Here is a 25,638-nt window from a genome sequence, read left to right on the forward strand (position 1 = left end):
AGTGTGCCAAGCGGAGAGGGCCGATGGCGCGGCGACGGGGCGCCCCGCCGCAGCGGAGCGCCCCGTCGGTCAGGGCTCGGAAGGAGCAGGCGTCAGGCCTGCGGACCCTCCGTGGAGGGAGCCGAGGCGGGACCCCCGGTGGCAGGACCGGAGGAGGCCGGGCCGGAGGATCCGGTCGCGCCCGCAGCCGCGGATACCTTCCCGGAGGCCGACGCCTTGCCCTTGTTCTCCTCGATCTTCTCGAGCTGGCGGGCGGCGGCGTCCCGGCCGCCCAGACCGAAGGCGAGCACGGCGGCGGCCGCGAGGCCGATCACCAGCGCGCCGAAGGCGATCTCGATGATCCTGTCGGCCACGCCCATGGACTGCAGGCCCATGGCGGCGAACAGGATGATGATCGCCCACTTGATGATCGTGGAGGCGGTGCCCGAGACGAGCTTGGAGACCACGGAGGCGAGGAAGAAGCCGGCGCCGATGATGACCGCGCCGAACAGGACGCTGCCGCCGAGGTTCAGGATCTGGCTGAGGATCTCGGTGATCTGCGGGAAGCCCAGCACCTGCGCCGCCATCACGGCGAAGAACAGGACCACGGCGATCTCGATGATCCGGAGCACGGTGGGCGTCGCCGAGGAGTCCTCGGAGATCACGTCGTTCTTCTGCAGCCAGTCGTCGATCCCGGTGGACTCGAGGATCGGGCGGAACAGCCCGGTGACGAAGCGGGCGATGAGCACGCCGATCCCCACCAGGGCGACCGCGGCGATGATGTTCGGGATCGCCGTGAACACGGTGGTGAGCATCGCGGCGGCCGGATCGGAGATCGAGGCGATCCCGAGGATCTGCAGCGAGGCGATCGAGACCACGATCATGATCAGGGCGAACACGACCGAGGCGATGATCTCGGGGATGTTCGAGGCGGGCTTGCCGCCGCCCTGACCGGGCTGTCCCTGCTGGGGCTGGCCCTGCTGCGGGTGCGGCTGCGTGGCCTGTCCCTGCTGCGGGACCGGCTCGGTGTGCCCGGGGGCCTGGCCCTGCGCCGAGGCAGTGCCCTGTGCCGAGCCGGCGGTCTGCGTGCCGCGCTGGTCCCCCATGGCGCCGCCGGTGGCCCTCTGGATGCCCGACTGGGCGGTGCCCAGGAGCTTGCCGAAGTCGACCGCGTGCAGGGCGGTGGTGATGAGTGCTCGCACGATCTTGGCGATGACCAGGCCGATCACGAACACGAAGACGGCGCCGATGATGTTGGGCAGGAACCCGAGGCCCTGCTCGAGCATCGAGGTGACGGGCGTGAGCACCTGGTTCAGCTGGAAGATCCCCAGCACTATCACCAGGCCCAGCAGCCAGATCACCATCGAGAGGATCGTGCCCACGGCATTGCCGAGGGAGGCTCCGTCCTGGCCGATGCGCCGCAGCGCCGGCACCTTCTGCGCGAGCTTCGAGGCCGCGCTCTTGAGGACCGCCGCGAGGATCGCGGTGACGATGAGGACGACGACCGCGGCCAGGACCTTCAATCCCAGTCCCGCCCAGTCGACATTGGACAGTGAGTTCACGGCTACCTCCGTGGGTCACGGGAGCCGGGCGTCCGACGGGTTGTGTCCGGGGACGGTGAGGAGGCTCCTCTGCCGGGGAATTGCGGATGTGTGACCACGCTAACACCCAGGGTTCGTGACGAGGCCAGGCCAGAGGCCGGATCCCCGCGCTGCGGAGCCTGAGCGGTGCTCGTCATGTCCTCCTTCCCCGGGCGCCATGTCCGCGCCATGTGGCGGTGCTGGGCTGGATCCCATGGCTCATCCCGATCCCCAGTGCTCGCCCGTCGACGCCCGTCGTCCGCTCTCGCGAAGAGTCCTCCTCACGGTCTCCGCCGCCGCGATCGCGGGGACCGCCGCGGCGACGGCCCCTGCCCGTCGGGCCTTCGCCGAGGACTCCGGCCTGCAGGCCGCCGGCACCACGCTCGACGCCGTCGCGACGCCCGAGCAGGGCGCCGAGGACACCTACCGTCGGCTCGTCGCCGGCCCGGGCTACGAGCACGTGGTGCGCGAGGACGCCCTCGAGAGCGCGCCGAAGGCCTCCCGAGCCGACACCCGCCGGTCCCTCGCCTACTTCGTGCAGTTCACGGACCTCCACGTGCTGGACGCCCAGTCGCCCATGCGCTTCGAGTTCCTGCACGACCTCACGGGCTCCGCGTTCCGTCCGCAGGAGCCGCTGACCACGCAGGGCGCCGTCGCCCTGGTCGAGCGCGTGAACTCCCTGCGCCGCGGCCCGCACACCGGGCGCGCCTTCGACTGCCTGGTCAGCGCCGGCGACAACACGGACAACCACGAGCACATCGAGCTGGACTGGTTCCTCACCGTCATGAACGGCGGCGAGATCGCGGCCTCCACCGGCGATCCGGACCAGTGGGAGGGCGTGCAGAGCAGCGGCGACGCGAGCTACTGGAACCCTGCGGACCCCGTGCGCGACCGCTATAAGGAGGTCGGCTTCCCGGAGCTCCCGGATCTGCTCGAGCGCGCGACCTCCTCGCATCACAGCCCCGGCCTGCAGCTGCCCTGGTTCAGCGTGTTCGGCAACCACGACGACTCCATCAGCGGCACCCTGCCCTCCGACTGGAAGGGTCTCGCGGACCTCTACACCGGCAGCTGGAAGTTCACCGGCTTCGAGGACCCGTCGGCCCAGAAGCAGCTGCGCGAACAGGTGAGCCGCGCCGAGCGCACCAGCGCGCTCTCCGGCTCCGTGAGCCGCAGCAGCGGGAGCGCCCGCTCGAAGCGGGACTTCTCGGTCACGGCCGACGAGCGCCGTGCGCCGTTCACCCCCGAGGAGTACATCCGCGCCCACCTCGAGCGCCCGCAGCCCGTGGGGCCGGCCGGCAACGGCTTCACCGAGCAGAACGTCCAGGAGGACACCGGGTACTACACGTTCGAGATCGCCGAGGGCGTCGTCGGCATCGCGCTGGACTCGACGAACCGCGCGGGCTTCACGGGCGGCTCGATCGGCCACGCCCAGTACCGGTGGCTCGAGGAGGTGCTCGAGCGCGGCTCCAGCCGGCACTACGACGGTCTGGGACGGCTGGTGCGAAGCCAGGCCGAGAACACCCGCTTCGTGGTCTTCAGCCACCACACGCCCGATTCGATGAACAACCTGCTGCTCGCACCGGGCAACGGCGAGCTGCGGCACGCCGGCTGGGACGTCGCGAACCTGCTGGGGCGCTTCCCCAACGCGCTGGCCTGGGTCAACGGCCACACCCACACCAACAAGATCAGCCTGCACGGGCACGCGAAGCCCGAGCGCCGCTTTTGGATCATCAACACCGCCTCGCACGTGGACTTCCCGCAGCAGGCACGCGTGGTCGAGATCGTGGACAACCGCGACGGGACGCTGTCCCTGCTGAGCACCCTGATCGAGGCCGACGCGCCCTACCAGGGGGACGCCCTGGCCTCCCTCTACCGGGAGCTGTCGTTCAACGACATCCACGCGGACCTCGCCCTGGAGGGGACCCCGCAGGACCGCAACGTCGAGCTGCTGCTGGTGGCGCCCGGCGCCTGAGGCGTGCTCAGGCCGCCCGCCGCCCGACCCGCGGCCCGATCCGGCCGACCATGCGAGAAGGCCCCCGGGATCTCTCCCGGGGGCCTTCGTCTCACGTGCGCGAGGGGGGACTCGAACCCCCACGCCCTCTCGAGCACACGGACCTGAACCGTGCGCGTCTACCAATTCCGCCACTCGCGCGTGTCTCCGGCACCAGGAGTCGCAGCTCACCGAGACCGAAGTGCCCTCAGACTACTCGTACGCAGGCGCTGGCCCAAACCCCGCCGACCGTGGGGTGCGCAACACCACTCCGGCACGGAGCCGCCGGCGCGCACGTCAGCGCGAGGATCCTGCCTGCCGCTCGCGCACGAGCTCCGCCTCGGTGAAGGCGTCGTCGATGTGGGCGGGGTCGATGCGTCGCCGCACCACCGTCACGTACAGCACGGTCGCGATCGCGACGGCGATGATGCCGACGATCGCGGCGAGCGTCATCTCGGCGCGCACCACCACGGTCGCGAACACGGCGAGCAGGCCGATGATCCCGACGGCCGCGGAGACCCGTCCCCCGGGCATCCGGAAGGTCGCGCCCTCGACGCGGCGGGCACGGAACCGCAGGTAGGTCACGAGGATCAGCATCCACACCAGCAGCACGGCGAACACCACGACGCTCATCAGGTACCCGAAGGCGGCCACGCCGCTCATCTGCAGCACGGCGGCGGCGAGGATCCCCACGCAGCTCACGGCGATCGCTGGCGCGGGCACCCTGCGCCGGGTGACGCGGGAGAAGACCTTCGGTGCCAGGCGGTCCTCCGCGAGGGAGTGCATGATGCGGCTTCCCGCATACAGGTTCGCGTTGGCGGCGCTGAGGGCGGCGATGAGCACCAGCAGGTTCGTGATGCTCGCGGCGGCGGGCACGCCGATGGAGTCGAAGACGGTGACGAACGGGGAGGTCTCCACGGCCTCTCCGGTCGCCGACGCCTGCCTCCACGGCACCAGCGCGACGACGATGCCGATGCTCACCACGTAGAACAGGGCCAGGCGCACGATGGTGGTGCGGGCCGCGGTGCGGATCGAGCGCGCGGGCTCCTTCGCCTCGGCCGCCGTGATCGACAGCAGCTCGATGCCGCCGAAGCTGAACATCACCACGCTGAGGGCGATCCAGACCGCCGCCCAGCCGTTCGGGGCGAAGCCCCCGTCGGCCGTGAGCCCCGAGAGGCCCGGTGCGGGGTGCGCGCCCGTGCCCAGGAACACCAGGAACAGGCCGACGAGCATGAACACGACCACCGCGATCACCTTGATGCTCGAGAGCACGAACTCGACGGCGCCGAAGGAGCCGACGGTGGTGAGGTTGATGGCCAGGATGACCGCCGCGAACAGCACGATGCCCACGGGCACGGGGATCGCCGGGAACCAGTAGGCGAGGTAGAGCGCGCAGGCCACGAGCTCGGTCGCGGTCACGGCGACCGTCACGATCCAGTACAGCCAGCGGCTGAGGTATCCCCAGTACGGGGAGAGGTAGTGGGCGGCGAGGGTGCCGAAGCCGCCGCGCACCGGGTGGCGGGAGGCCATCTCGCCCATCGCGAGCGCGATCGTCGCCGCGATGAGCGAGCCGACGGCGAACGCGATGATCACGGCGGGGCCCGCGTAGCCGATGGCCTCGCCGGAGCCGAGGAAGAGGCCGGTGCCCAGCGCGGATCCCATGGCGATCATGGCGATCTGGCCGTGGCCGAGCGAGCGTGCGAGCTGCGGGGCGGGGGCCCCGCCGGGGGCTGACGGGGCGCCCGACGGGGCGCGACCGCTCACCGGTCCCGGGGCGTCGGACGCCCTGGGAGGGGGCGTGGAGGAGGAGGAATTCATCCGCTCAGGGTAGAGGTCCGCACGCCCGCTCCTCCACACGGGGTGGCGCGGTCGTCCTCGGGAGCCCCTGGCGCTTTCCGGGCGCGCATCGCGTCATGCGACGGCGTATGCGCGACATCTCTGCCTCATGCGGCAGAGATGCTCGCTATATGCCGGTCGGCGACTCCGCGGTCCCGCCCGCACCTGCCAGCGCCCCGCATCCCGGCCCGCGCCCCGGCCCGCGCCCCGGCCCGCCGCCATGACGTGAAGCGCCCCGCCTCCGAATGCTCGGAGGCGGGGCGCTTCGCACGTCGCGGCTCGGGCCGCGACGGAGGGGGTCACTTCGCGGCGCCCTTGGCGGCGACGGCCTGGACGACCAGGTTCGCGAAGACGTCCTCGTGCAGACGCACGGTCGCCTTGTACTCGCCGAGCGACTTGATGGGAGTCGCGAACTCGACGGAGCGGCGGTCGATGTCGCGGTCGAACGCGGTCTTCACGGCGTCGGCGACCTCCTTGGAGGTCACGGCGCCGAAGAGACGGCCGTTGGTGCCGGCGCGCTCGGAGACGACGACGGGCTTCGACTCGAGCAGTGCCTTGAGCGCCTGCGCCTCCTCCAGGCTCGCCACGGCGCGCTTGCTGCGCGCGGAGCGGATCTGGTCGAGCTGGCGCTGGCCGCCGTCGGTCCACGGGGTGGCGAGCTTGCGCGGCAGCAGGAAGTTGCGCGCGTAGCCGTCCTTGACGTCGACGACGTCGCCCGCGGTGCCGAGGCCGGTGACCTCGTTGGTGAGGATGAGCTTGGTGGTCATGTGTTTGCCTTCCTCGCTCAGCGACCGGAGGTCGAGTAGGGCAGCAGGGCGATCTCGCGGGCGTTCTTCACGGCCTTCGCGATCTTGCGCTGCTCCTGCACGGACACGCCGGTGACCCGACGCGCGCGGATCTTGCCGCGGTCGGAGATGAACTTGCGCAGCAGGGCTGCGTCCTTGTAGTCGATCGACTCGACGCCCGCGGCCTTCAGCGGGTTCTGCTTCTTCTTCGGCTTGCGAAGAACAGGCTTGGCCATCGTGGTGCTCCTTGTTCCTTGGTGCGGAGCCCGGGTCTCCCCGGGATGGGTGAATGGTGTGTGCGCAGGGCGCCTGCCCTGCAGTGGTCGGGGACGCGTCCGTCCGTCGACCCCTCGGTCCCGCGGTCGGTCACCCTCGAGTGATCAGCGCGGATCCCTCGAGATCAGAACGGCGGGTCGTCGTACCCGCCCTGGTTGCCGCCGGCCCACGGATCCTGGTCGGCGCCGCCGCCCTGGTTCCCGCCGTAGCCGCCCTGGCCGCCTCCGGAGAAGCCGCCGCCCTGGCCGCCCTGGGGGCCGCCGAAGCCGCCTCCCTGGTTGCCGGGGCCGCCCTGGCCGCCGCGCTGACCGCCGCCGTTGAAGCCTCCGCCGCCGCCGCGCTGGACCTTGTTGGCCTTCGCGGTGGCGTAGCGCAGGGACGGGCCGATCTCGTCGACGTCCAGCTCGATCGAGGTGCGGTTGTTGCCCTCGCGGTCGGTGAAGGAACGCTGCTTGAGGCGACCCTGCGCGACCACGCGGGTGCCCTTCTCGAGGGACTCGGCCGCGTTCTCGGCGGCGTCGCGCCACAGCGAGCAGCGCAGGAACAGGGCCTCGCCGTCCTCCCACTGGTTCGACTGGCGGTTGAACGTGCGGGGGGTGGAGGCGATGGTGAAGGAGGCCACGGCGACGCCGGACTGCGTGAAGCGCAGCTCGGGATCGGCCGTCAGGTTCCCGACCACCGTGATGATCGTGTCATTGGCCATGCTCTGCTCCTGATCTCCGGGTGCTCTCGTGCGGGGGTGGGGTGCGGCGAGCCGACGTCGGCTCCGTCATGCGGCTGCGGGTCCGGGGTCCCCTGTCTGCGGGGCCCGTGGATTCCGCGGCCGACGGGCCGGTCAGCTCTCGCGGATCACTTCGCGTCGAGACGCATGAGCTTCGTGCGCAGGACGGACTCGTTGAGTCCGAGCTGGCGGTCGAGCTCCTTGGCGGTCTCCGACTTCGCGGTGAAGGACAGGACGACGTACACGCCCTCGGACTTCTTCTGGATCTCGTAGGCGAACTTCCGCTTGCCCCAGACGTCCACCTCGTCGATGGTTCCGCCTTCGGCAGGGATGACCTGCACGAGCTTCTCAAAAGTGGTGCCGACGGTCCGCTCGTCGATCGACGGGTCGAGGATGACGACCATCTCGTACTTGCGCATGTTCGAGTACCCACCTCCTGTGGTCTCAGCGGCCACGGGACTTCCGTGGCAGGAGGGTTCCATGCTGTCCGGGCCGCTCGGATCGCGGCACAGACCAGCCAAGACTACCCGGGCGTGCGCAGGCCCGCCAGGCCGATGCACGGCGTGCGCGGGGGATCACAGGGACGGGCCCGAGGGACGGACGGAGAGCCGAAGGCCCTCAGACGGCGCGGCTCACTCGCCGTCGTCCTTCGTGGCCTTCTTCGAGTCGCCCGAGCCGGAGTCCGTCTTCTTGTCTCCCGAGCCCTTGCCGGAGTCGCCCTTGCTGTTCCCGGAGTCCCCGCCCTTGTCGCCGGAGTCCTTCGAGTCGTCCGAGTCGTCCGTGCTCTTGTCGGAGTCGCCGCCCTTGTCCTTGTCGGAGTCCTTCGAGTCGTCCTTGCCCTTGTCCGAGTCGTCCTTGTCGGACTCCTTGTCCGTGGGCTTCTCGGACTTCGAGGACTCCTCCTCGGTGGGCTTCTCCGACTTGGAGGACTCCTCCTCGGTCGGCTTCTCCGACTTGGAGGACTCCTCGTCGCTGGGCTCCTCGGACGGCTCCTCGGTGGGCTTCTCCGTGGTGGGCGCCTGCGTGGTGGTCGGGGCCTTCGTCTGCGGGGCCTGCGTGGTGGGCGCCTTGGTGGCGTTGCCGGCGGAGGTCTTCTGGTTGTCCAGGACGACCTCGCCGTCGAACTGCTCGATGGGCTCGCCCTCGAGGGTCTGGGACATGATGCGGCCCCAGATCGTGGCCGGCCACGCGCCGCCGGTCATGCTCGAGACGCCGCCGAACGGGGTGAGCTGCTCCTCGCTCTTGCCGTCCTCGGAGGGCTGGAACATGCCGACCGCGGTCACCATCTGCGGGGTGAAGCCCACGAACCAGGCCGACTTGAAGCTCTCGGAGGTGCCGGTCTTGCCGGCGACGGGGCGACCTCCCATCACACCGGCGACGCTGCGGGCCGAGCCGGTCGACGGCGGACCCTGCAGGGCGACGGTCGCGTTGATCGCGACCTTCTCGTCGAGCACGCGCTTCGAGCTGTCCTTGTGCTCGTACTCGTCGGAGCCGTCGGGGTTGGACACCGAGTCCACGATGTAGGACTCGTGGTGGACGCCCTTGGCGGCGATCGTCGCGTACGCCTCGGCCATCTCGCGGACCGTCGGCGAGGCGCTGCCCAGCACGTTGGAGGCATCGTCGTTCAGACCCGGTGTCTTCTCGGGGATGCCCAGCTGCACGGCGGCCTTGCGGGTCTTCTCCGGCCCCATGGCGACGTTGAGCCCGGCGTAGGCGGTGTTGACCGAGTTCGTGGTCGCCTGCCGGAGGGTGATCGGTCCGTAGGAGGTGTGGCCGAAGTTGTTCACCGTCCAGCTGCCGAAGGTCCGCGGCGAGTTGCCGTCCCAGGTCGAGTTCAGGCCGTAGCCGTTCTCCAGGCCCGCGATCAGGGCGAAGCTCTTGAAGATCGAGCCGGCCTGCATGCGCGACTGCGTGGCGTCGTTGATCGACTGCTTCACGAAGTCGGGCCCGCCGTACATCGCGGTGATCGCGCCGGAATCGGGGTCGATCGACATCGTTCCCACGCGGTTGGCGTCGGGCCGGCCCTCGTCCTTCAGCCCGTCGATGGTGTCGACGGTGATGTCCTGGTCCTTCTTGGAGACCGTGGAGACGATCTTGTACCCGCCGGTGTTGATCTCCTCCTCGGTGAAGCCCTGGCGCTCGAGCTCACTGCGCACCATCATCAGCAGGTAGCCGTTGGTGCCCTCGAGGTAGTTCTGCTGCTTGTTCTTCGTGGTCTTCGGGAACTCGAGCTTGTCGGCCTGCGCCTCGGTGAGGGCGCCGGTCTGGTTCACCTCGCGCGTGATCACGCGGTCCCACTTCTTGGCCGACGCCTCCTTGTCGTTGGCGGGGTCGTAGGCCGACGGGGCCGGGATCACGGCGACCAGCAGCGCCGCCTCGGACTCGTCGAGGTCCTTCGCGTCCTTGCCGAAGTAGGCCTCGGAGGCGGCCTGGATGCCGTAGGCGCCGCGCCCGAAGTAGATGGTGTTGAGGTAGCGGGAGAGGATCTCGTCCTTGCTGAGCTCCTGGTCGGCCTTGAGCGCCATGATCATCTCCTTCACCTTGCCGGTGTAGGAGGTGGTGGTGCCCGTGTAGTACCGCTCCACGTACTGCTGGGTGATGGTCGAGCCGCCCTGCCGGGCGCCGCCGCGGAGGTTGTTCCAGAGGGCGCGCACGATGCCCTTCGGGGACACGCCGCGGTTCTCGTAGAAGGTGGAGTCCTCGCTCGCGACGACCGCGTCCTTCACGGTCTGCGGGATGTCGTCATTGGGCAGGATCGTGCGGTTGACCTCGGAGAACTGCCCCATCTCGGTCTTGCCGTCGGAGAAGTAGACGCGCGTGGTCTGCGCGACGGCGACGTCATCGGCCTGGGGGACGTCGGTCGAGTTGTAGAGCCAGACGGCCCCGCCCAGGCCCAGCAGCACGATCAGCGCGATGGCGCCGCCGAACATGCGCAGCGAGGGGATCCAGCGCAGCGGGCCCTTCTTGCCGGCGCGCGGGTAGTTCAGCGCGGCGGCCAGACCGGTGCGCTTGGCGGCCCCACGGCCCCCCTTGGCACCGCGGCCCGAGCCGGCCGCCGCCGAGGTACTGCGCTTCGCGGTCCCGTTCTTCGTGGTCCCGTTCCTGGCGGCTCCGCTCCGGGCCGCACCGCTCGCGCCGGCGGCTCCCGCCCCGGCGGTGCCGGCGCGGCGCGCGGTGCGGCTGGTGCCCTTGGGCGAACCCTCGTTCGCGGATCGGCCGGCTGCCGAGCTCGCGCCCGCGCTCCTGCCCGATCCCTTGCCCGTGCTCTTGCCGGCGCCCGCACCGCTCGTGCGGCTGCGGCCCTGGGAGCCCGGGAACTGCTTGCGCGCCGAGGAGGCGCCGTCGCCGGCGCCGGCGCCGCGGGACCGGCCGGTGCCGGAACCGCCGTCGCGTCCGGATCCGGACGACGGACGCGAGGGTCCACGAGAATCGCTCACAGCTGCTCCTGACGGCTCGACTCCAGGGCATCCCGGTGCGCCTGGGGCAGGCGTCCGGGGGCGAGGCGCCGAAGGGTACGGCGTCGCAGTCCTCCAGTATCCGCACGAGCGCGCACGGATGGGAACGCCCCGGCGGTGACCATCACACGGCCTTCACCCCACCCGTCCAGGTGGGACGAGGTGCGGGTGGCCCATGCCACAGCCGTCCCGGAGGGTGGTGCGGTCCTGCGTCAGCTCACCGCCGGAACGGCCGTGCCCCGCGGTCGCACGGATCGTTCACCCACGATCCTCCCACCAGGCGCGCAGGCGGCGTTCGGCCTCCTCCTCGCCGAGAGGGCCGTGCTCCATGCGCTCCTCGAGGAGGAAGGCGTAGGCCTCGCCGACCTCGCGGCCCGGCGGGATGTCCAGGACCTGCATGATCCGGTTGCCGTCGAGGTCGGGGCGGATCCTGTCGATCTCCTCCCGTGCGGCGAGCTCGTCGATGCGCTCCTCGAGGTCGTCGTAGGCGCGGGCGAGGGCACGGGCCTTCCGGCGGTTGCGGGTGGTGACGTCGGCCCGGGTGAGGCGGTGCAGGTGCTGCAGCGGCGGACCGGCATCGGTGACGTAGCGGCGCACGGCCGAGTCCGTCCAGCCGGAGTCCGCGTAGCCGTGGAAGCGCAGATGGAGTTCGACCAGGCGGGCGACGGCCTTCGTGGTGTCCTTGTCGAAGGCGAGCTTCTTCATGCGCTTGGCGGTCATGCGGGCGCCCACGGTTTCGTGGAAGCGGAAGGTGACCAGGCCGCCGGGCTCGAAGCGGCGGGTGGCGGGCTTCCCCACGTCGTGCATGATCGCCGAGAGCCGCAGCACCAGGTCGGGGCTCTCGCAGGGGCCGCCCGATCCGGCGGGGCTCTCGAGGTCGATGGCCTGGTCGAGCACGGTGAGCGTGTGCTCGTAGACGTCCTTGTGATGGTGGTGCTCGTCGCGCTCGAGGCGCAGCGCGGGCAGCTCGGGCAGCACGTGCTCGGCGAGTCCCAGATCGACCATGAGCTCGAGGCCGCGGCGCGGGTGGGCGCCCAGCAGGAGCTTCACGAGCTCGTCGCGGACCCTCTCGGCGGAGACGATCTCGATGCGCGCCGCGAGCTCACGGATCGCCGCGGCGGTCCGGTCCTCGATGGTGAAGCCGAGCTGGGAGACGAAGCGCACGGCGCGCATCATCCGCAGGGGGTCGTCGTCGAAGGACTGGCCGGGCTCGACAGGGGTGCGCAGCAGCTCGCCGGCCAGGTCGTGCAGGCCGTCGAAGGGGTCCACGAACTCGAGCGAGGGCAGGCGCACGGCCATCGCGTTCACCGTGAAGTCGCGGCGCGAGAGGTCGCCGGCGAGGGTGTCGCCGAAGGCCACCTCGGGCTTGCGACTGGTGGGGTCGTAGGACTCGGTGCGGTAGGTCGTGATCTCGACCTTGATGCCGTCGCGGGTGGCGCCGAGGGTCCCGAACTCGCGGCCCATGTCCCAGATGGCGCCGCCGTGGGTCCAGCGCCGCAGCACGGCCTCCGTCTCGTCGGGACGTGCGGAGGTCGTGAAGTCCAGGTCGGCGCTCGAACGGCCCAGCACCGCGTCCCGCACGGGCCCGCCGACGAGCGCGAGCTCCTGCCCGGCCTCCTCGAAGAGGCGTCCGAGCTCGTGGATCGGCGCGGGCAGCGCCTGGAACATCGAGGTCGCGCGGGTGCGCGCGGCCGTGAGACGTGCGGAGCGCTCGTCGGGGTGCTGCGGGTCGGTCACAGGAGTCCTGTCATGTCTGGGGCGCGGGGCGGTGAGATCCCGGGGCGAGGGCTCCGCGGGCCCGACGGCCGTGAGGGATGCCCTGTGGAGATCTCGCGGCAGGCCCGGTCACCTGCCGGGCTCTACCGTATCGGCCGCATACAGTGTCCCCATGTCCGAGCCGAGCCCGTCCGTGCACCCGCGCGCGCCGCTCCCCGGACCCCGGACCCTCGCGTCGGCCGCCCCGCGCCTCCTGCTGGTGGCGCTGCTCGCCCTGGCTCCGGCGCTCCTGATGCCGACCGGTCCGGCGATCGCGCAGGTCACGGCCTCGCAGGCGCCGTCGACCCCGTCGGCTCCTCGGCCCGCGGAGCCCGAGGCGAGCGGCGGGGTGAGCCTCGACCTGCTCGACGGCGGGGCCGTCACGCTCAAGCCCGGGGGGAAGCTCACGCTGAAGGTGCGGCTGACCAACCGCGGCACGACGACGATCGAGGATCCCGCGCTCGAGCTGCGGGTGCGCACCGATCGCGTCACGGACCGGCGCACGCTCGCGCAGTGGCAGCAGCAGGACGGCCCGGACACCTACGGCGTCCCCGCGACCACCGAGAAGGGCCCCTCGACGCTCGACGCGGGCGACTCCGCCGAGCTCACCCTCTCGGTCGACGCCGATGACCTGGGCCTGTCGACCGCGTCCTACCTGTGGGGGGCGCGGCGCCTGTCGGTGACGGCCACGGATGCCGACGGCCCCCTGGCCTCCCTGCGCTCGTTCACCGTGTGGCGGCCCGACGACGCCGACGCGACGATCGCCGGGAGCGTGCTGCTGCCGCTGTCGGCGAGCGACCCCGGCGCCGCGGTCACCGATCCGGACGCCTACGAGGCGTCAGCCGAGAACGGCCGGCTCAAGGATCTCGAGGGCCTCGCCGCGCGCGACGACGTGGACTGGATGCTGGATCCCGCGCTGCTGGATCCGCCCGCGCTCTCGGACGCCGGGTCCGGCGGCTCCTCGGGCTCGGGATCGTCGGAGTCCGACTCCTCGGCGGATGCGGACGACGAGGACGACACGGGGGACGACGGCGACTCCGCGCAGACCCCGCCCGCGCGCTTCACGACGCCCGACGCCACGAAGCACCTGGCCGACACCCTCACCTCGGGGGCGAAGGACCGCGACGTGATCGGGCTCCCGTACGCGCAGTCGGACACGATCGGTCTGGAGCAGGCAGGCACCACCGACCTCTCCGACGCGCTCGCCGCCCGCAGCGAGAAGGTCTGGGAGGACGCCCACATCGACCCCCTCGGCGAGGCGGTGTCGATCCCTGGCGAGGAGGCGAGCGGCGAGACCCTCTCCCAGGCCGTGACCAGCGGCGCCGATCTGCTCGTGGTGCCCTCGTCCTCCCTGCGCGCGGACCCGGTGGGGACGGTGACGCCCTCCTCGGTCGGCACCTTCACCGCGGGTGATCGGACCGTGCCCGTGCTGGCGCCGGACCCGACGCTCTCCGAGGAGGTGTCCCAGCTGCGCACGGGCGAGGACGTGCAGCAGGTGCGCCAGCGGATCCTCGCGGAGACCGCCGTGATCGCCTCGGAGCAGTCGAGCGCGCAGCGCCAGGTGCTCATCGCCCCGCAGCTCGGGGAGGACATGGACGAGGGTGCCGTCGCCTCGACCCTCGATGCCCTCGACGACGCGCCCTGGATGACGCAGGGGCACGTCTCCGACCTGCTGGACGCGGCCGAGGGCGGCGACATGGTGACCGACACGGGCGCCACGGGCGACGGCCTCTACGCGCTCGGCGAGCTCGACGCGGACGACGTGCACCCGTCGGGCCCCGGCGAGGACGGCACCTGGGCGCACCTTCCGCGCGCCCGATCCCGCGACGAGGTCGACACGGGGACTCTGCAGTCCCTGCAGCGCTCCCTGCGCTCGATGAGCACCGTCGCCGCGGTCGCCGAGGACGACGCACCGTTCTCCGCGACGCGCAGCCTGATCCTCACCACGACCTCGACGACGCTCGCAAAGGACCATGACGAGGCGTCGCGCCGCGCGAGGACCGCGCAGAAGGACGTCGCGGCGATGCGCGAGGCCATCCACGTGGTGCCCGCCTCCGGCTACAACCTGGTCTCCGACTCGGCCGGCGTGCCGATCACCGTGACCAACGACCTCGACAGCCCGATCACGGTGAAGGTCGACGTGAGCACGGACCGGCCGATCGTGCGCGTGGGCGACCCCACGACGGTCGAGGTGCCCGCGCGGCAGAAGAAGGAGGTGACGGTCCCGATCGACGCGATCGCGAACGGGACCGTGACCCTCACCTCGACCGTCCGCTCGGAGGACGGGGAGGAGCTCGCCGCACCCGTGTCGGTCCCGCTCAGCGTGAACCCGGCATGGGAGAACTGGACGACCATGGTGCTGGTGGGCGCCATGGGCGTGCTCGTCGTGGTGGGCGTGCTGCGGGCCCGACGCACGGGCTCGCGCCGCCGTGCCGCCGCGGCCGAGCTCACGGACCATGGCGAGGGGGAGGCCGCAGGGGATGCGGCCGACGAGGAGGGACGATGAGCGCACCACGACGCATCCAGCACCGGCCGCGGCATCTGCGGCCGGGCCCGCCCCGTGCCCGGCCGCGCCCGGCCCAGACGCGACCGGCCCCGGCATCGGCCGCCCCGTCGGCCTCCGCATCGAGTCCCTCGGCATCGGACCCCGCAGCATCGAGCTCCGCCGCCCCGAGCCCTGCCGGATCTAGCACGAACGCGGCGCAGCAGGTCTTCTCCTCCCGCACCCCGGCTCCCGCGCGCCGGACCGCGCCGGTCTCCGACGAGGCGGCCGCCGCGCAGGCGGCTGACCTCGAACGGGCGGTCGCGACCCTCGACGAGACGACGGGTTCGCTCGACCCGATCACCGAGCAGATCGCCACCGGCAGGGGTGATCGCTCTACCGACGGCGCGGGCGGCTCGACGGATGGTGCGAGCAGCACGACGGACGGCGCGGGCGACACGACGGATGGCGCGGGCGACACGGCCGACGCGTCCGCTCCGAAGCTCACCAGCACCCGCGCCCGGCTCATGCGCGCGACCGCCGTGATGGCACTGGGCTCGACGGTCTCCCGCGCGCTCGGGTTCGTGCGCAACTTCCTGTTCGGCGCCATGTTCCTGGGCATCAGCAGCTCCGTGGGCAGCGCGTTCAGCTCCGCGAACGTCGTTCCCAACACGATCTGGATCATGATCGGCGGCGGCACGCTGAACGCGATCCTGGTGCCCGCGATCGTGCGGGCCGCGAAGCGTCCCGACCGCGGCAGCGACTTCACCTCGCGCCTGTTCACCCTGGTCACGGTCGCCGCGGGCGGGGTGACCCTGCTCGCGATGGTGCTCGCACCGCTGCTCATGGTGCTCACCAACGGCTCGCTCCCGCCGGACACCTACGCCCTGGCCGTGCAGCTCGTGTACTGGATGATGCCGCAGATCCTGTTCTCGGCGCTCTACCTGATGCTCGGCCAGCTGCTGAACGCGCACGACTCCTTCGGGCCCTACCAGTGGGCTCCCGTGCTCAACAACCTCGTCGCGATCGTCGGCGCGCTGATCTTCCTCGCGATCTGGGGAGGGCAGGGCGATCCGACGGCCTGGACCGTGCCGATGGTCGTGGCCCTGGCCGCGATGAACGTGGGCGGTTCCGCGATCCAGGTCGTCTTCCTCTGGTACTTCGTGCGCAAGCTCGGGCTGAAGCTGCGCCCGAAGTGGGGGTTCCGCGGTCTGGGGCTGGGCAAGCTCAGCCGCATCGGCATGTGGAGCCTCGGGATGCTGATCGTCGGCCAGCTCGCGCTGTACGCCGGACGCTGGAGCGTGGGCGGCGCCGTGGAGGCGGCCGAGACCAGTCAAGGAACCGACGCCTCGAGGCTCTTCCCGGGCCTGGGCACGATGGACTGGGCCTACACGGTCTTCATGATTCCGCAGGGGATCCTCGCGGTCACCCTGGTCACCGCCGCGTTCCCCTCGATCTCGCGGAGCGCCGACGAGGGCGACCACGAGCGCGCCCTGCACCGGTATCAGCAGACCAACCGGATCCTCGCGGTGCCGATGATGCTGTGCGCGGCCGTGTTCATCGCGCTGGCCGGGCCGATCATGTGGGTGATCGACGGCGGCTCGAGCGTCGCCGGGGCGCAGGCGAGCGCGTGGGTCCTCGCCGCGTACATGCTGGGACTGGTGCCGTTCTCCGCGAACTACCTGACCAAGCGCGCGTTCTACGCGTACGAGGATGCTCGCGCCCCCTTCTGGATGCAGATCCCGACCTCGGCTCTGCCTCTGCTCGGCGTGGCGCCGGTGCTGCTGTTCGTGGATCCGCACTGGCAGGCGGCGACGGCGGCCCTCGTGGTGTCGCTCGGCAACGTCGTCGGCTGGGCGTACGGGCAGTGGATGCTGCGGCGGCACGCCCGCGCGCTCGGTGCCTCGCTGGACGGAGGCGCGAAGGCGATGCTGCTGCTGGGCCGGCTGCTCGTGGCGGCCGTGGTCGCCTACCTGGTGGGCGACGGTCTGGTCGCGCTGATGGGCGGGGCGATGTGGATGAACCGCGTGCTCACCGTCGTCCTCGGCCTGGTCGTCGGGGCGGTGGCGAGCGCCGTGTTCGTGGCGGTCGCGTGGGCGCTGCGCGTCGAGGAGCTGCGATCTCTGATGGCGATGGTGCGCGCGCGGATGCCCGGCGGCGGCCGCCGGTCAGCGGGCACCCGTAGCATGTGACAGGCCGCAGGGCATCAGGATGTCGGAGAGGGACGGACACAGGTGAACGAACGACACCACGAGCACGCGGTGCGCGAGCGCTGGAGCGTCGAGGCGAAGATCCCGCTGTCGGGCGTCGCCGAGGGCGCATCCTGGCATCGCGCCCGCTCCGTGCGCTCCGGTGAGCTCGTCACCCTGTTCATGGTCCACGGCGACCTCGCTCTCGAGGTCGCCGACGCCGCCCGCCGCGCCTACCTCGTGGAGAACCCTCGCCTGCTCCCGGTGCTCGACGTGACCGTGTTCGGGGATCCGCGCGAGGCCGGCGAGGGATCGGCCGACGGCGCTCCGCTGACCGTCGTCGAGTACCCGGCCCCGCCGGCACCGCCGCTCGCCGCGCTGTTCGCGCAGGGCGCGCTGCGCCCCGAGACCGCGCGGTCGATCATCGGCGAGGCCGCGTCGGGCCTCGAGGCCGCTCGCCGCCGCGGTCTGCGCCATCAGCACCTCGACTCCAACCGCGTCTTCGTGGACACCGCGAGCGGGGAGGTGGCGGTGCTGGGCGTGGGCGTCGAGGCCGCCGCCCATCGCGATGCCGAGCACGACGGCCGCCTCGCCTCGTTCCTGGACGTGACCGCGCTGGTCGCGCTGCTGTACCGGGCGCTCACGGGCGCCTCCCCGTCGGCCGCCGACGGTCCGTTGCCCCGCCCCTCGCGGATCAGCACGCGGAACATCCCGCAGGACCTCGACATGCTGTGCGAGCTCGTGCTCACCGAGGGCGATCAGCCCGTACCGGAGACCACGCGCGACCTCATCGCCGAGCTCGAGCCCTGGCAGTCCATCCCCGTCACCCTCGAGGCCTACGACCCCCAGGATCCCTCGCGCGCCCCCCGGGACGCGCAGGCGACGAACGCCGGAGCACGCGACGCAGGCACCGCAGGCACCGGCACCACCGCAGGCACCGCGGCCGCCGCGGGCACCTCCGCCACCGCGGCCGCCGCGGGCACCTCCGCACAGGATCCGTCCGGCGGGGCACAGGACAGCCCCAGCTCCGCGGGCGCTCCGGGTCGACCCCCCGGGGCCGAGGACACCTCCTCCCCGGCGCCCGAGGGGCAGGGTCCGACGGAGGGCTCGAGCACTCCAGCGCCCAGCGCCTCCGGCGATGCGGGAGCCCGATCCCCGCGAGAGGGCTCCGCGGGGCGCCTCGACCTCGACCAGGAGCCGCGCGCAGACATCGAGAAGGTGCACACCAGTCGCACCGCCCGTCGTGCCGCCGCGGCGGCTGCCGCCGGAGCGGCGACCGGTGCGGCAGCTGGTGCCGCGGGCGCAGCAGCCGCTGGAACGGACTCGACCGCCGGTGGCACGGGTGCGACGTCCGAGGACACAGGCGCGACCACCGGCGGCACGGCTCCGACCACGGGCAGCGCGGCTCCGACCACCGGCGACGCGGGCGCGAGCGGCGTCGATGAGGGCGCACCCTCCGGCGATGCGGCTCCGACGACGTCGCACCCCTCCGGGCCGAGCGCGTCCAGCGCGTCGTCGGCCGATGCGGGAGCATCTCCGTCGGCGGATGCGAGCTCCTCCTCGACGGCAGCGCCCACCGCGGAGGACGCAGCGGCTCCCGAGGCGCCGCCGGAGGACACCACGGGGACCGAGGCCGCCGAGTTCGTGCGCGACCTGCACCTCTCCGAGACCCGCAACAAGGCCGCCTTCCCCGGGCACCTGGATGTCCAGGAGAAGGAGAACCCCCTGGTCGCGGCGACGATCCCGCCGGCGGCGGCAGGTCGCAGCGCCGTGCTGCCCGGCTACTCCCGTGACGCGGACGAGGCCTCGTGGACGGACTCCGTCGCGCAGACCCCCGTGGAGGAGGAGGACGCCTCACCCGGACCGATCATCGTGCGCGGACGCCCCGTCACCTACGGGGACGAGGACCAGGACGCCTGGGCGGCGACGCCGCATCGGGGCAGCGCACTCGTGCGCGACGTCGTGGGTGTCGCGATGAGCGCCGAGGACAGCTCGAACGTGTACACGACCACGGCGGAGCCCGACGAGCAGCGCTCCCGGCAGACGCAGTGGATCCTCATCGGCGCCGCCCTTGTCGTGATCATCGCCCTGGTCTTCGCGATCACGAGCGTCACCTCGGGGCTGCGAGAAGCGGCTACGGGCCCGAACGAGAAGGCGACGACGCAGCCCGCGCCCACCGAGTCGAAGACGAACGCGCAGGTCCAGCCCACGGAGACCACGGAGTCGGCGACCGAGGGCCCGCCTCCCACGTTCGGCGAGCCCGAGATCTTCGCCGAGGGCGGCAACGGCAACGCGGACCACTCGGAGGATTCGAGCCGCCTGACGGACGGATCGAAGGACTCCTACTGGTCCTCGAAGATCTACCAGAGCGCGGACTACTCGGGCCTGAAGGACGGCATCGGCATCAAGCTGCCGTTCGAGAAGACCTCGACGCTGAAGAAGATCACCGTGAGCACGGCCGATTCCGAGGGCGGCTCCCTGGAGCTGTACGCCCTGAAGGAGGACGGCAGCCGCGGCGACAAGCTCGGCGACGGCGAGTTCACCGACGGCGGGGACGTCGAGTTCACCCTCGACGAGCCCGTCCAGGCCGACGGCGTGGAGCTGTGGATCGCGGAGCTGCCCAACAGCACCACCGGTGACGGTTTCCGCGCCCGGATCCAGGAGATCAAGGCGGAATGACCGCACCCGGGATCCGCCACCGTCGCCCGGGCGCCGGACCCGGGCCGACGTCCGGCCAGGGCGTGAAGACCTGGGTGGTGGTGCTCGCGCTCGTGCTCGCGTCCCTCGTCGGACTCATGCTCTCCGAGGCCCTTCAGCAGTCGACTACCGAGGTGGCGCGCGGCAGCGCGGCGTCGTCCCCTGAGACGGGCAACGCACCCGGGAAGAATTCCTCGGGTCTGCCCGTTCTGACAGAGAGCACCTTGGGGACCGAGGCGCAGCGGCTGGTCGCCTCGGGCGGCACGTTCCAGGCGCCCGCGACCTTCGACCTCAACCGGTGCCTCGAGCAGCAGGGCGTCACCGACGCGCCGATCGTGATGGAGGAGATCGAATGGGGAGCGGACTCCGGTCAGTACTGGATGATCGTGCACGGCCCCTACCAGCGCGATTCCCTGCGGGCGAACGGCGGGATCGTGCAGATCACCGTGGTCCGTCCCACCTGCGGCACCGAGAGCGCCGACGCCGCGGGCACGCTGGTGTGGAACGGGTCGACGAACATCGGCAGCGTCTGACCGGCGCGCCCACCGCCCTGCCGGGCGCGACGCCTCCCGCCCGTTCCGACACCTCCCGCACCGTCCACTTCCCACGCCCCCGATCTCTCCCTCGCTCAGACCACCCGGCGTCTCCGCTCCCGCCCGACCTCCGCGTCGGTTCCCGACCTCGACGCCTGCTCCACATCGGAAGGACCCATCCATGACCCAGCCCATCCAGGCCCTCAACATCCTCGGCGGCGCCGGATCCACCACGCCGGCCGCGGCGACGACGGCCCCGGCCGCCTCTGCGAACGACGGCTCCGCGGCCGACGACACCATCCACGAGGTCCTCATCGTCGGCTCCGGCCCCGCGGGCTACACCGCGGCGATCTACGCGGCGCGCGCCGAGATGCGCCCCGTGGTCATCGCGGGTGCGCTCGACGCCGGTGGCGCCCTCATGACCACGACCGATGTCGAGAACTACCCGGGCTTCGCGACCGGCATCATGGGCCCCGAGCTGATGGGGACCATGCAGGAGCAGGCCGAGCGCTTCGGCGCGGAGATCCTCTTCGAGGACGCGATCGACGTGCAGCTCGAGGGCCCGGTCAAGACGGTCACCCTGGAGGACGGGACCGTCTACCGGGGACGTTCGCTGATCATCGCGACGGGCTCGGCGTACCGCGAGCTCGGCATCGAGGACGAGAAGCGCCTCTCCGGCAAGGGCGTCAGCTGGTGCGCGACCTGCGACGGCTTCTTCTTCAAGGACAAGGAGATCGTGGTCGTCGGCGGCGGCGACAGCGCGGTCGAGGAGGCCACGTTCCTCACCCGCTACGCCACGAAGGTGACCCTCGTGCACCGACGTGATGCCCTGCGCGCCTCGAAGATCATGGCCCGACGGGCCGAGAACGATCCGAAGCTCGACTTCGCGTGGAACGCGCAGGTCGTCGGCATCAACGGCCAGGAGCAGGTCGAGTCCGTGACGGTCAAGGACACCGAGACCGGGGAGGAGCGCACGCTGCCGACCTCGGCCGTGTTCGAGGCGATCGGCCACGAGCCCCGCTCCGCGCTGTTCCGCGACAAGGTGGAGCTCGACGAGCAGGGCTACATCGTGGTCCAGGGCCGCTCGACGCACACCTCCGTGGAGGGCGTCTTCGCCGCCGGCGACGTCGTGGACCACACCTACCGCCAGGCCATCACGGCCGCCGGCAGCGGATGCCAGGCGGCCCTGGATGCCGAGCGCTGGCTCGCCCTGCAGGACGACGAGCCCGAGCAGCTCGCGACCGCCGGTGCCCGCGAGGCCTGAGGCCCGCACGCTGCATCCCGAGGCCGTCATCGTTCTGGTGACGGCCTCGTGGTGTCTGCCGTGCCGGCCCGCGCGCACTCTTCTCCAGGAGCTGCAGCGCCGGTGGGGTGACCGGATCCTTCCCCTGGTCCTCGACGCTGACTCGGTGCCGGCGAGCCGCGCCGACGTCGATGCATACGTCCGTGCTTCCGGGGCCGGCGACGATGCCGGGGACGAGGCCGAGGCCGAGGCCGATGCCGATGCCGATGCCGATGCCGATGCCGAGGCCGAGGCCGAGGCCGAGGCCGATCATAGGGTCACTGCACCAGATGGTGATCCGGGCGCTCCTGTTCTCTCACGTCTGGCGGTGGATCATCTCCCCACCTGGATCCTTCTCCGCCCCGAGGGCCGAGACGGAGAACCGGATCCACACGTCCAGTTCCTGCCGCACGCTCCGGAGGAAGATGGTGTCCCCGGCACCACGCTCGCGGGGGAGAGTCTGGAAGGGCACGGTCTCGTGCTCGAGGGAGCCTGGCGGGAAGCCGGGCGTCGCATCGGGGCTGTACCAAAACTCGAGATCCTCGCTCTCGTGGACGAGCCGGACGCGTCTCACGCTCCTGGAGCCGCGGCCCGAGCCACCGAAGACCGACGCTGACACTCTGGAATCCGGAAGGGCGACGCAGAGCGGCAGCATCTGGGCGACGAGGCCGTCGATGGCGCAGAAGGTGTGACGCCATGTCTCCGAAGCGTGCTCCAGGCGAGAACCATGGACGCAGTCTCGGAGACCGACTCGCCTCGCGGCGTTGAATGGGCCCGAGAGTGTGGGTTTCTCGATCCTGCAGCGTCGACGCTCCCAGATCGCCACACGTCGCCGTTCTGGGACTGGTGCATCGCCACGCCGTTCCCACGAGGACCGATACCGAGACTGATGCTTGGGTCCACACATCTCCACACCGTTGTCCACAGTTATCAGCCCGCTTCTCCACAGAGTTATCCACATTGTGCTCCACGTTCGCGCGTGTCTCGCCTTCGCTCTCCGCTCGACGGGGGACACGCGCCGGGTTCCTGACCAGGGGCTTTATGGCCACACATGACACTGTGTGACTCAGCTCGCATTACGCCGCCCTCGCTTGTCCACCCGTGTGTCCACCGGAGTGCGCACTCAGCAACACCTTATCCACATCCTCGTGCACACTGTGCACGTCCACGCGAAGCCCATGAGCGCTGCGCCCTCTCGCGGTGGGCCGTTAATCATTCGTGCCATCGCGTCGGTCTTTCGGCAGCGCGCGTGAGGCGCACGGGATCGGGTTTCACGCGAAACCCGAACGGCGCACTGGACGCGCGCGGCCGTCTCATATCATTCGTGCCGAGATCCGTCGCGGTCACAGTGTCGTAACCGGGGCCCGAGCCCACCGGCCATGGCAATGGCGCCCGTCCACACCCTTCCCCAATCTGTACGCGCGACGTCTTGTCGCACGTGGAACCTCATCCACACGGGCGCTGCACGGCGCATCCCGCGATGGACGTCCGGTGTTTCACGTGAAGCACGGTCACCATGTCCTTCAAGACCTCGTTCGCGCGAAGGGCTCGTGCGCGCCCCGCGCATAGGATCAATGCGGCCACCGCTCTCGCGAGCTCCATGCGACGCTCGAGAGAGGCTTGCATCCACACGTCGAGCGGGTGCCGCGAAGACAAACATGCAGGTCAGGCGCCCTTTTCTTCTTCGTTGCACGTGGAACATCGAGAATCCCTGCTGCAGTGCTTCCCTAGGGAGGATGTGGGGAAGTCACTCTGCTTGCTTCCTACGTCCCGCACTCGTTCCACGTGGAACGCCGCTTCGGCGATGTCGTCCCGTTCGTGACATCGACCTGGATCGCAGCAACCCCCATGAACCCTTAGCCCAGGGCGGCGTTTCACGGGAAACGGTCGTTGATCGCGTACTCCGGAGCCCTTCCGATAAATGCAACATCCCCGACACGGCACTCTGGCGCCGGTGGAGCTGCATCGGACTGCGCTCGACCATGTAGGCGAACGCTGACCACACAGGGCGGTGAGTGCGCCGTGGCGGGACACGTTCGTTCCACGTGGAACAACAAGCCCTACGTGAAGAGGGCGGGCACCTGCAATCGGCCAACAATCTCGTCTGCACATTGCAACGGGGCGTTCCACGTGAAACTCGAGCTGCTACTACGACACGTGGGCTCGTCCCGAATCACGAGTACGTTCGCTCTGCCGAGCGGGCCACGTTTCACGTGGAACGTCTCGGGATGCCCACGCCCGCATGCGGGAGCGATGCCAGATCCCCACATTCATCGGAACGGCACAGAGTGCAGGAGAACTCAGGCCCGATGCCGGTGGAGTAGCGAGTCTCCGCGCGCAGCCACGGCCGCGCCCCAGCTCCCGACGGGAAAGTTTCACATGGAACGACCCATTGCGCCTCCGCTGGGTTTCGAACGCAAGCCCTACAAGCAACGCTCGTTCCACGTGAAACCTGGCTTCTACCTCAACGGCAGCCCTAGTCGCCCCCAAATCAAAGAGGGAGCGAGGTGAAAGAGCGCTCCCGCAGAGACACCGGCGCCCGTGCGTGACGCGGTTTCACGGGAAACTCTCTCGCGGCGCACGCACCGCGTAAGAGCGCAAGGCTTCGAATGTGTCACCAGAAGGGCTTCCTCGTCGTCCCATAATGCCCATCAGCAGTGCAGTTTCCGGGGGCCTTAGGTCACCAAGCAGCCCTCACGTTCCACGTGGAACACCCTCCCGAGGCCGGGTAAACCCACGACGGCACACCGTGCAGTCGACTCTCCACAGCCGAGTCCACACATGTGGAAACCACTATCGCGACGACCAGGGATGGCGCTCGCCACACGTAATGGCAGGTGAGTAGCTTTTGTAGCCCTGTACCGTGCTACATGTTTACGCTGCGGACCACTAGGATCATGGCCTGTGGCGAGCCTCAACCCATCTCGAGAGAGAGCGAGGGCAAGGTCAGCCGACCTGGCCCACTACGTACGGCGAACGGCGCAACCGCACGTCCCACCTGCCGGCCCGGAACACCGAGCACATCATCCTGGTCACCCAGCCGCTCTGTCCATCGGTCTGGACATCTGCACCGATACGAAGAAGCCCTCCCCGCTTCAAGCGGGGAGGGCTGTGTCGCGGCTCAGGCTCAGGCGCGGTCGCGCTCAGCTCTCCTGCGAGCCGAATGCCTCGCCGAGGTCCAGGCCGATCTTCGCTGCGAGCCGCTCGAGATCGTCCAGATTCGAGAACTCCATCGTGATGCGACCCTTGCGCTTGCCCACGTCGATCTTCACGGGAGCCTCCAGACGGTTCGAGAGCCGACTGGTCAGGTCCACCACGCGCGGGTTGTAGCTCGTGCGCCGGGGAGCGGGACGGTTCGCCGCCGGCTCCGTCCCGCGGGAAGCGAGGCGCTCGGTCTCTCTCACGGAGAGCCCGTCCGCGACCACACGCTGCGCGAGCTCCTCCTGGAGGCGAGAATCCTCGATCGCGAGGAGAGCACGCGCATGGCCCGCCGAGAGCGCGCCACTGGCCAGGCGCCGCTGCACGACGACCGGAAGGCGCATCAGGCGCAGAGTGTTCGAGATCTGGGGCCGGGAGCGTCCGATGCGATCGGCGAGCTCGTCCTGCGTGCAGCCGAAGTCCTCGAGGAGCTGCTGGTACGCCGCTGCCTCCTCCAGGGGGTTCAGCTGGGACCGATGGAGGTTCTCCAGCAGGGCGTCCCGCAGCAGGTCGTCATCACTCGTGGCACGGATGATCGCAGGGATCGTCGCGAGCCCGGCCCGACGGGCGGCGCGCCAGCGCCGCTCGCCCATGACGAGCTCGAAGGACTCGCCGTCATCGGTGACGGGGATGGGCCGCACCACGACGGGCTGCAGCACGCCGACCTCGCGCAGCGAGAAAGCGAGCTCGTCGAGCTGATCATCGTCGAAGTCCGTGCGGGGGTTCCGGGGGTTCTCCCGGACCTCGTGGATCGGGATCTCTGCGAACTCGGCGCCGGGGACCGGCATGAGGCCCCTCTGGTCATCCGCGTCAGCGTCCGCCGCGGTGTCGTCCGCTGCGCTGTCCGCCTCGTGGGCGTCATCGACGCTGGAGACCGTGT

16 protein-coding genes and 1 tRNA gene are annotated in these 25,638 nt (G+C 70.7%); 7 read left to right on the top strand and 10 right to left on the bottom strand.

The features are described 5' to 3' along the window. Positions 1 to 92 precede the first annotated feature (92 nt). Positions 93 to 1,541 (bottom strand): mechanosensitive ion channel, encoded by a 1,449-nt coding sequence (locus tag Bra3105_RS10900; protein WP_228356720.1) that lies wholly within the window; start codon positions 1,539 to 1,541, stop codon positions 93 to 95. Positions 1,542 to 1,773: 232 nt separating this feature from the next. Between Bra3105_RS10900 and Bra3105_RS10905 the strand changes: the two genes are divergently transcribed. Further along, positions 1,774 to 3,531, top strand: coding sequence for a TIGR03767 family metallophosphoesterase (locus tag Bra3105_RS10905; RefSeq protein ID WP_228356721.1), 1,758 nt, complete (start codon positions 1,774 to 1,776; stop codon positions 3,529 to 3,531). 96 nt (positions 3,532 to 3,627) lie between these two features. On the opposite strand, the gene Bra3105_RS10910 is transcribed toward Bra3105_RS10905, so the two are convergent. From Bra3105_RS10910 to Bra3105_RS10945, 8 genes are all read right to left on the bottom strand, one after another. After that, positions 3,628 to 3,711, bottom strand: a tRNA-Leu gene (locus Bra3105_RS10910). A gap of 135 nt (positions 3,712 to 3,846) precedes the next feature. Then, positions 3,847 to 5,367, bottom strand: a complete 1,521-nt coding sequence (locus tag Bra3105_RS10915; protein ID WP_228356722.1) for an amino acid permease — start codon at positions 5,365 to 5,367, stop codon at positions 3,847 to 3,849. Positions 5,368 to 5,684: 317 nt separating this feature from the next. Further along, positions 5,685 to 6,152 (bottom strand): 50S ribosomal protein L9, encoded by a 468-nt coding sequence (gene rplI, locus Bra3105_RS10920; RefSeq protein WP_228356723.1) that lies wholly within the window; start codon positions 6,150 to 6,152, stop codon positions 5,685 to 5,687. 17 nt (positions 6,153 to 6,169) lie between these two features. Further along, positions 6,170 to 6,406: a 30S ribosomal protein S18 gene (rpsR, locus tag Bra3105_RS10925; protein WP_152353950.1), complete on the bottom strand. Its 237-nt coding sequence runs from the start codon at positions 6,404 to 6,406 to the stop codon at positions 6,170 to 6,172. A gap of 164 nt (positions 6,407 to 6,570) precedes the next feature. Next, positions 6,571 to 7,149 (bottom strand): single-stranded DNA-binding protein, encoded by a 579-nt coding sequence (locus Bra3105_RS10930; RefSeq protein WP_228356724.1) that lies wholly within the window; start codon positions 7,147 to 7,149, stop codon positions 6,571 to 6,573. Positions 7,150 to 7,295: 146 nt separating this feature from the next. Beyond that, positions 7,296 to 7,586: a 30S ribosomal protein S6 gene (gene rpsF / locus Bra3105_RS10935; RefSeq protein WP_228359647.1), complete on the bottom strand. Its 291-nt coding sequence runs from the start codon at positions 7,584 to 7,586 to the stop codon at positions 7,296 to 7,298. Between the two features lie 213 nt (positions 7,587 to 7,799). Next, positions 7,800 to 10,604, bottom strand: coding sequence for a transglycosylase domain-containing protein (locus tag Bra3105_RS10940; protein ID WP_228356725.1), 2,805 nt, complete (start codon positions 10,602 to 10,604; stop codon positions 7,800 to 7,802). A 276-nt stretch (positions 10,605 to 10,880) separates the two neighbouring features. Beyond that, complete coding sequence (locus Bra3105_RS10945; protein WP_228359648.1) at positions 10,881 to 12,290, bottom strand: CCA tRNA nucleotidyltransferase; 1,410 nt, start codon at positions 12,288 to 12,290, stop codon at positions 10,881 to 10,883. A gap of 220 nt (positions 12,291 to 12,510) precedes the next feature. On the opposite strand from Bra3105_RS10945, the gene Bra3105_RS10950 reads away from it, so the two are divergent. From Bra3105_RS10950 to Bra3105_RS10975, 6 genes are all read left to right on the top strand, one after another. Next, positions 12,511 to 14,883, top strand: a complete 2,373-nt coding sequence (locus tag Bra3105_RS10950; RefSeq protein WP_228356726.1) for a DUF6049 family protein — start codon at positions 12,511 to 12,513, stop codon at positions 14,881 to 14,883. After that, a complete protein-coding gene (gene murJ, locus Bra3105_RS10955; RefSeq protein ID WP_228356727.1) occupies positions 14,880 to 17,051 on the top strand; it encodes a murein biosynthesis integral membrane protein MurJ in 2,172 nt (723 codons plus the stop codon). Before Bra3105_RS10950 ends, murJ begins: the two co-directional genes overlap by 4 nt. Positions 17,052 to 17,093: 42 nt before the next feature. After that, positions 17,094 to 19,727, top strand: coding sequence for a protein kinase family protein (locus tag Bra3105_RS10960; RefSeq protein WP_228356728.1), 2,634 nt, complete (start codon positions 17,094 to 17,096; stop codon positions 19,725 to 19,727). Continuing rightward, positions 19,724 to 20,278: a hypothetical protein gene (locus Bra3105_RS10965; protein WP_228356729.1), complete on the top strand. Its 555-nt coding sequence runs from the start codon at positions 19,724 to 19,726 to the stop codon at positions 20,276 to 20,278. The genes Bra3105_RS10960 and Bra3105_RS10965 overlap by 4 nt, the downstream gene beginning before the upstream one ends. A 181-nt stretch (positions 20,279 to 20,459) precedes the next feature. Beyond that, positions 20,460 to 21,542 carry a thioredoxin-disulfide reductase gene (gene trxB, locus Bra3105_RS10970; RefSeq protein WP_228356730.1) on the top strand — a complete coding sequence of 361 codons (1,083 nt, stop codon included), beginning with the start codon at positions 20,460 to 20,462 and terminating at the stop codon, positions 21,540 to 21,542. Next, positions 21,526 to 22,176 (top strand): hypothetical protein, encoded by a 651-nt coding sequence (locus tag Bra3105_RS10975; RefSeq protein WP_228356731.1) that lies wholly within the window; start codon positions 21,526 to 21,528, stop codon positions 22,174 to 22,176. Before trxB ends, Bra3105_RS10975 begins: the two co-directional genes overlap by 17 nt. Before the next feature lie 2,527 nt (positions 22,177 to 24,703). Here Bra3105_RS10975 and Bra3105_RS10980 read toward each other — a convergent pair. Next, a complete protein-coding gene (locus Bra3105_RS10980) occupies positions 24,704 to 25,546 on the bottom strand; it encodes a ParB/RepB/Spo0J family partition protein (RefSeq protein WP_228356732.1) in 843 nt (280 codons plus the stop codon). Positions 25,547 to 25,638: the final 92 nt, after the last annotated feature.

Origin of the sequence: Brachybacterium halotolerans subsp. kimchii (genome assembly GCF_020792675.1) — a bacterium.
GTDB lineage: Bacteria > Actinomycetota > Actinomycetes > Actinomycetales > Dermabacteraceae > Brachybacterium > Brachybacterium halotolerans.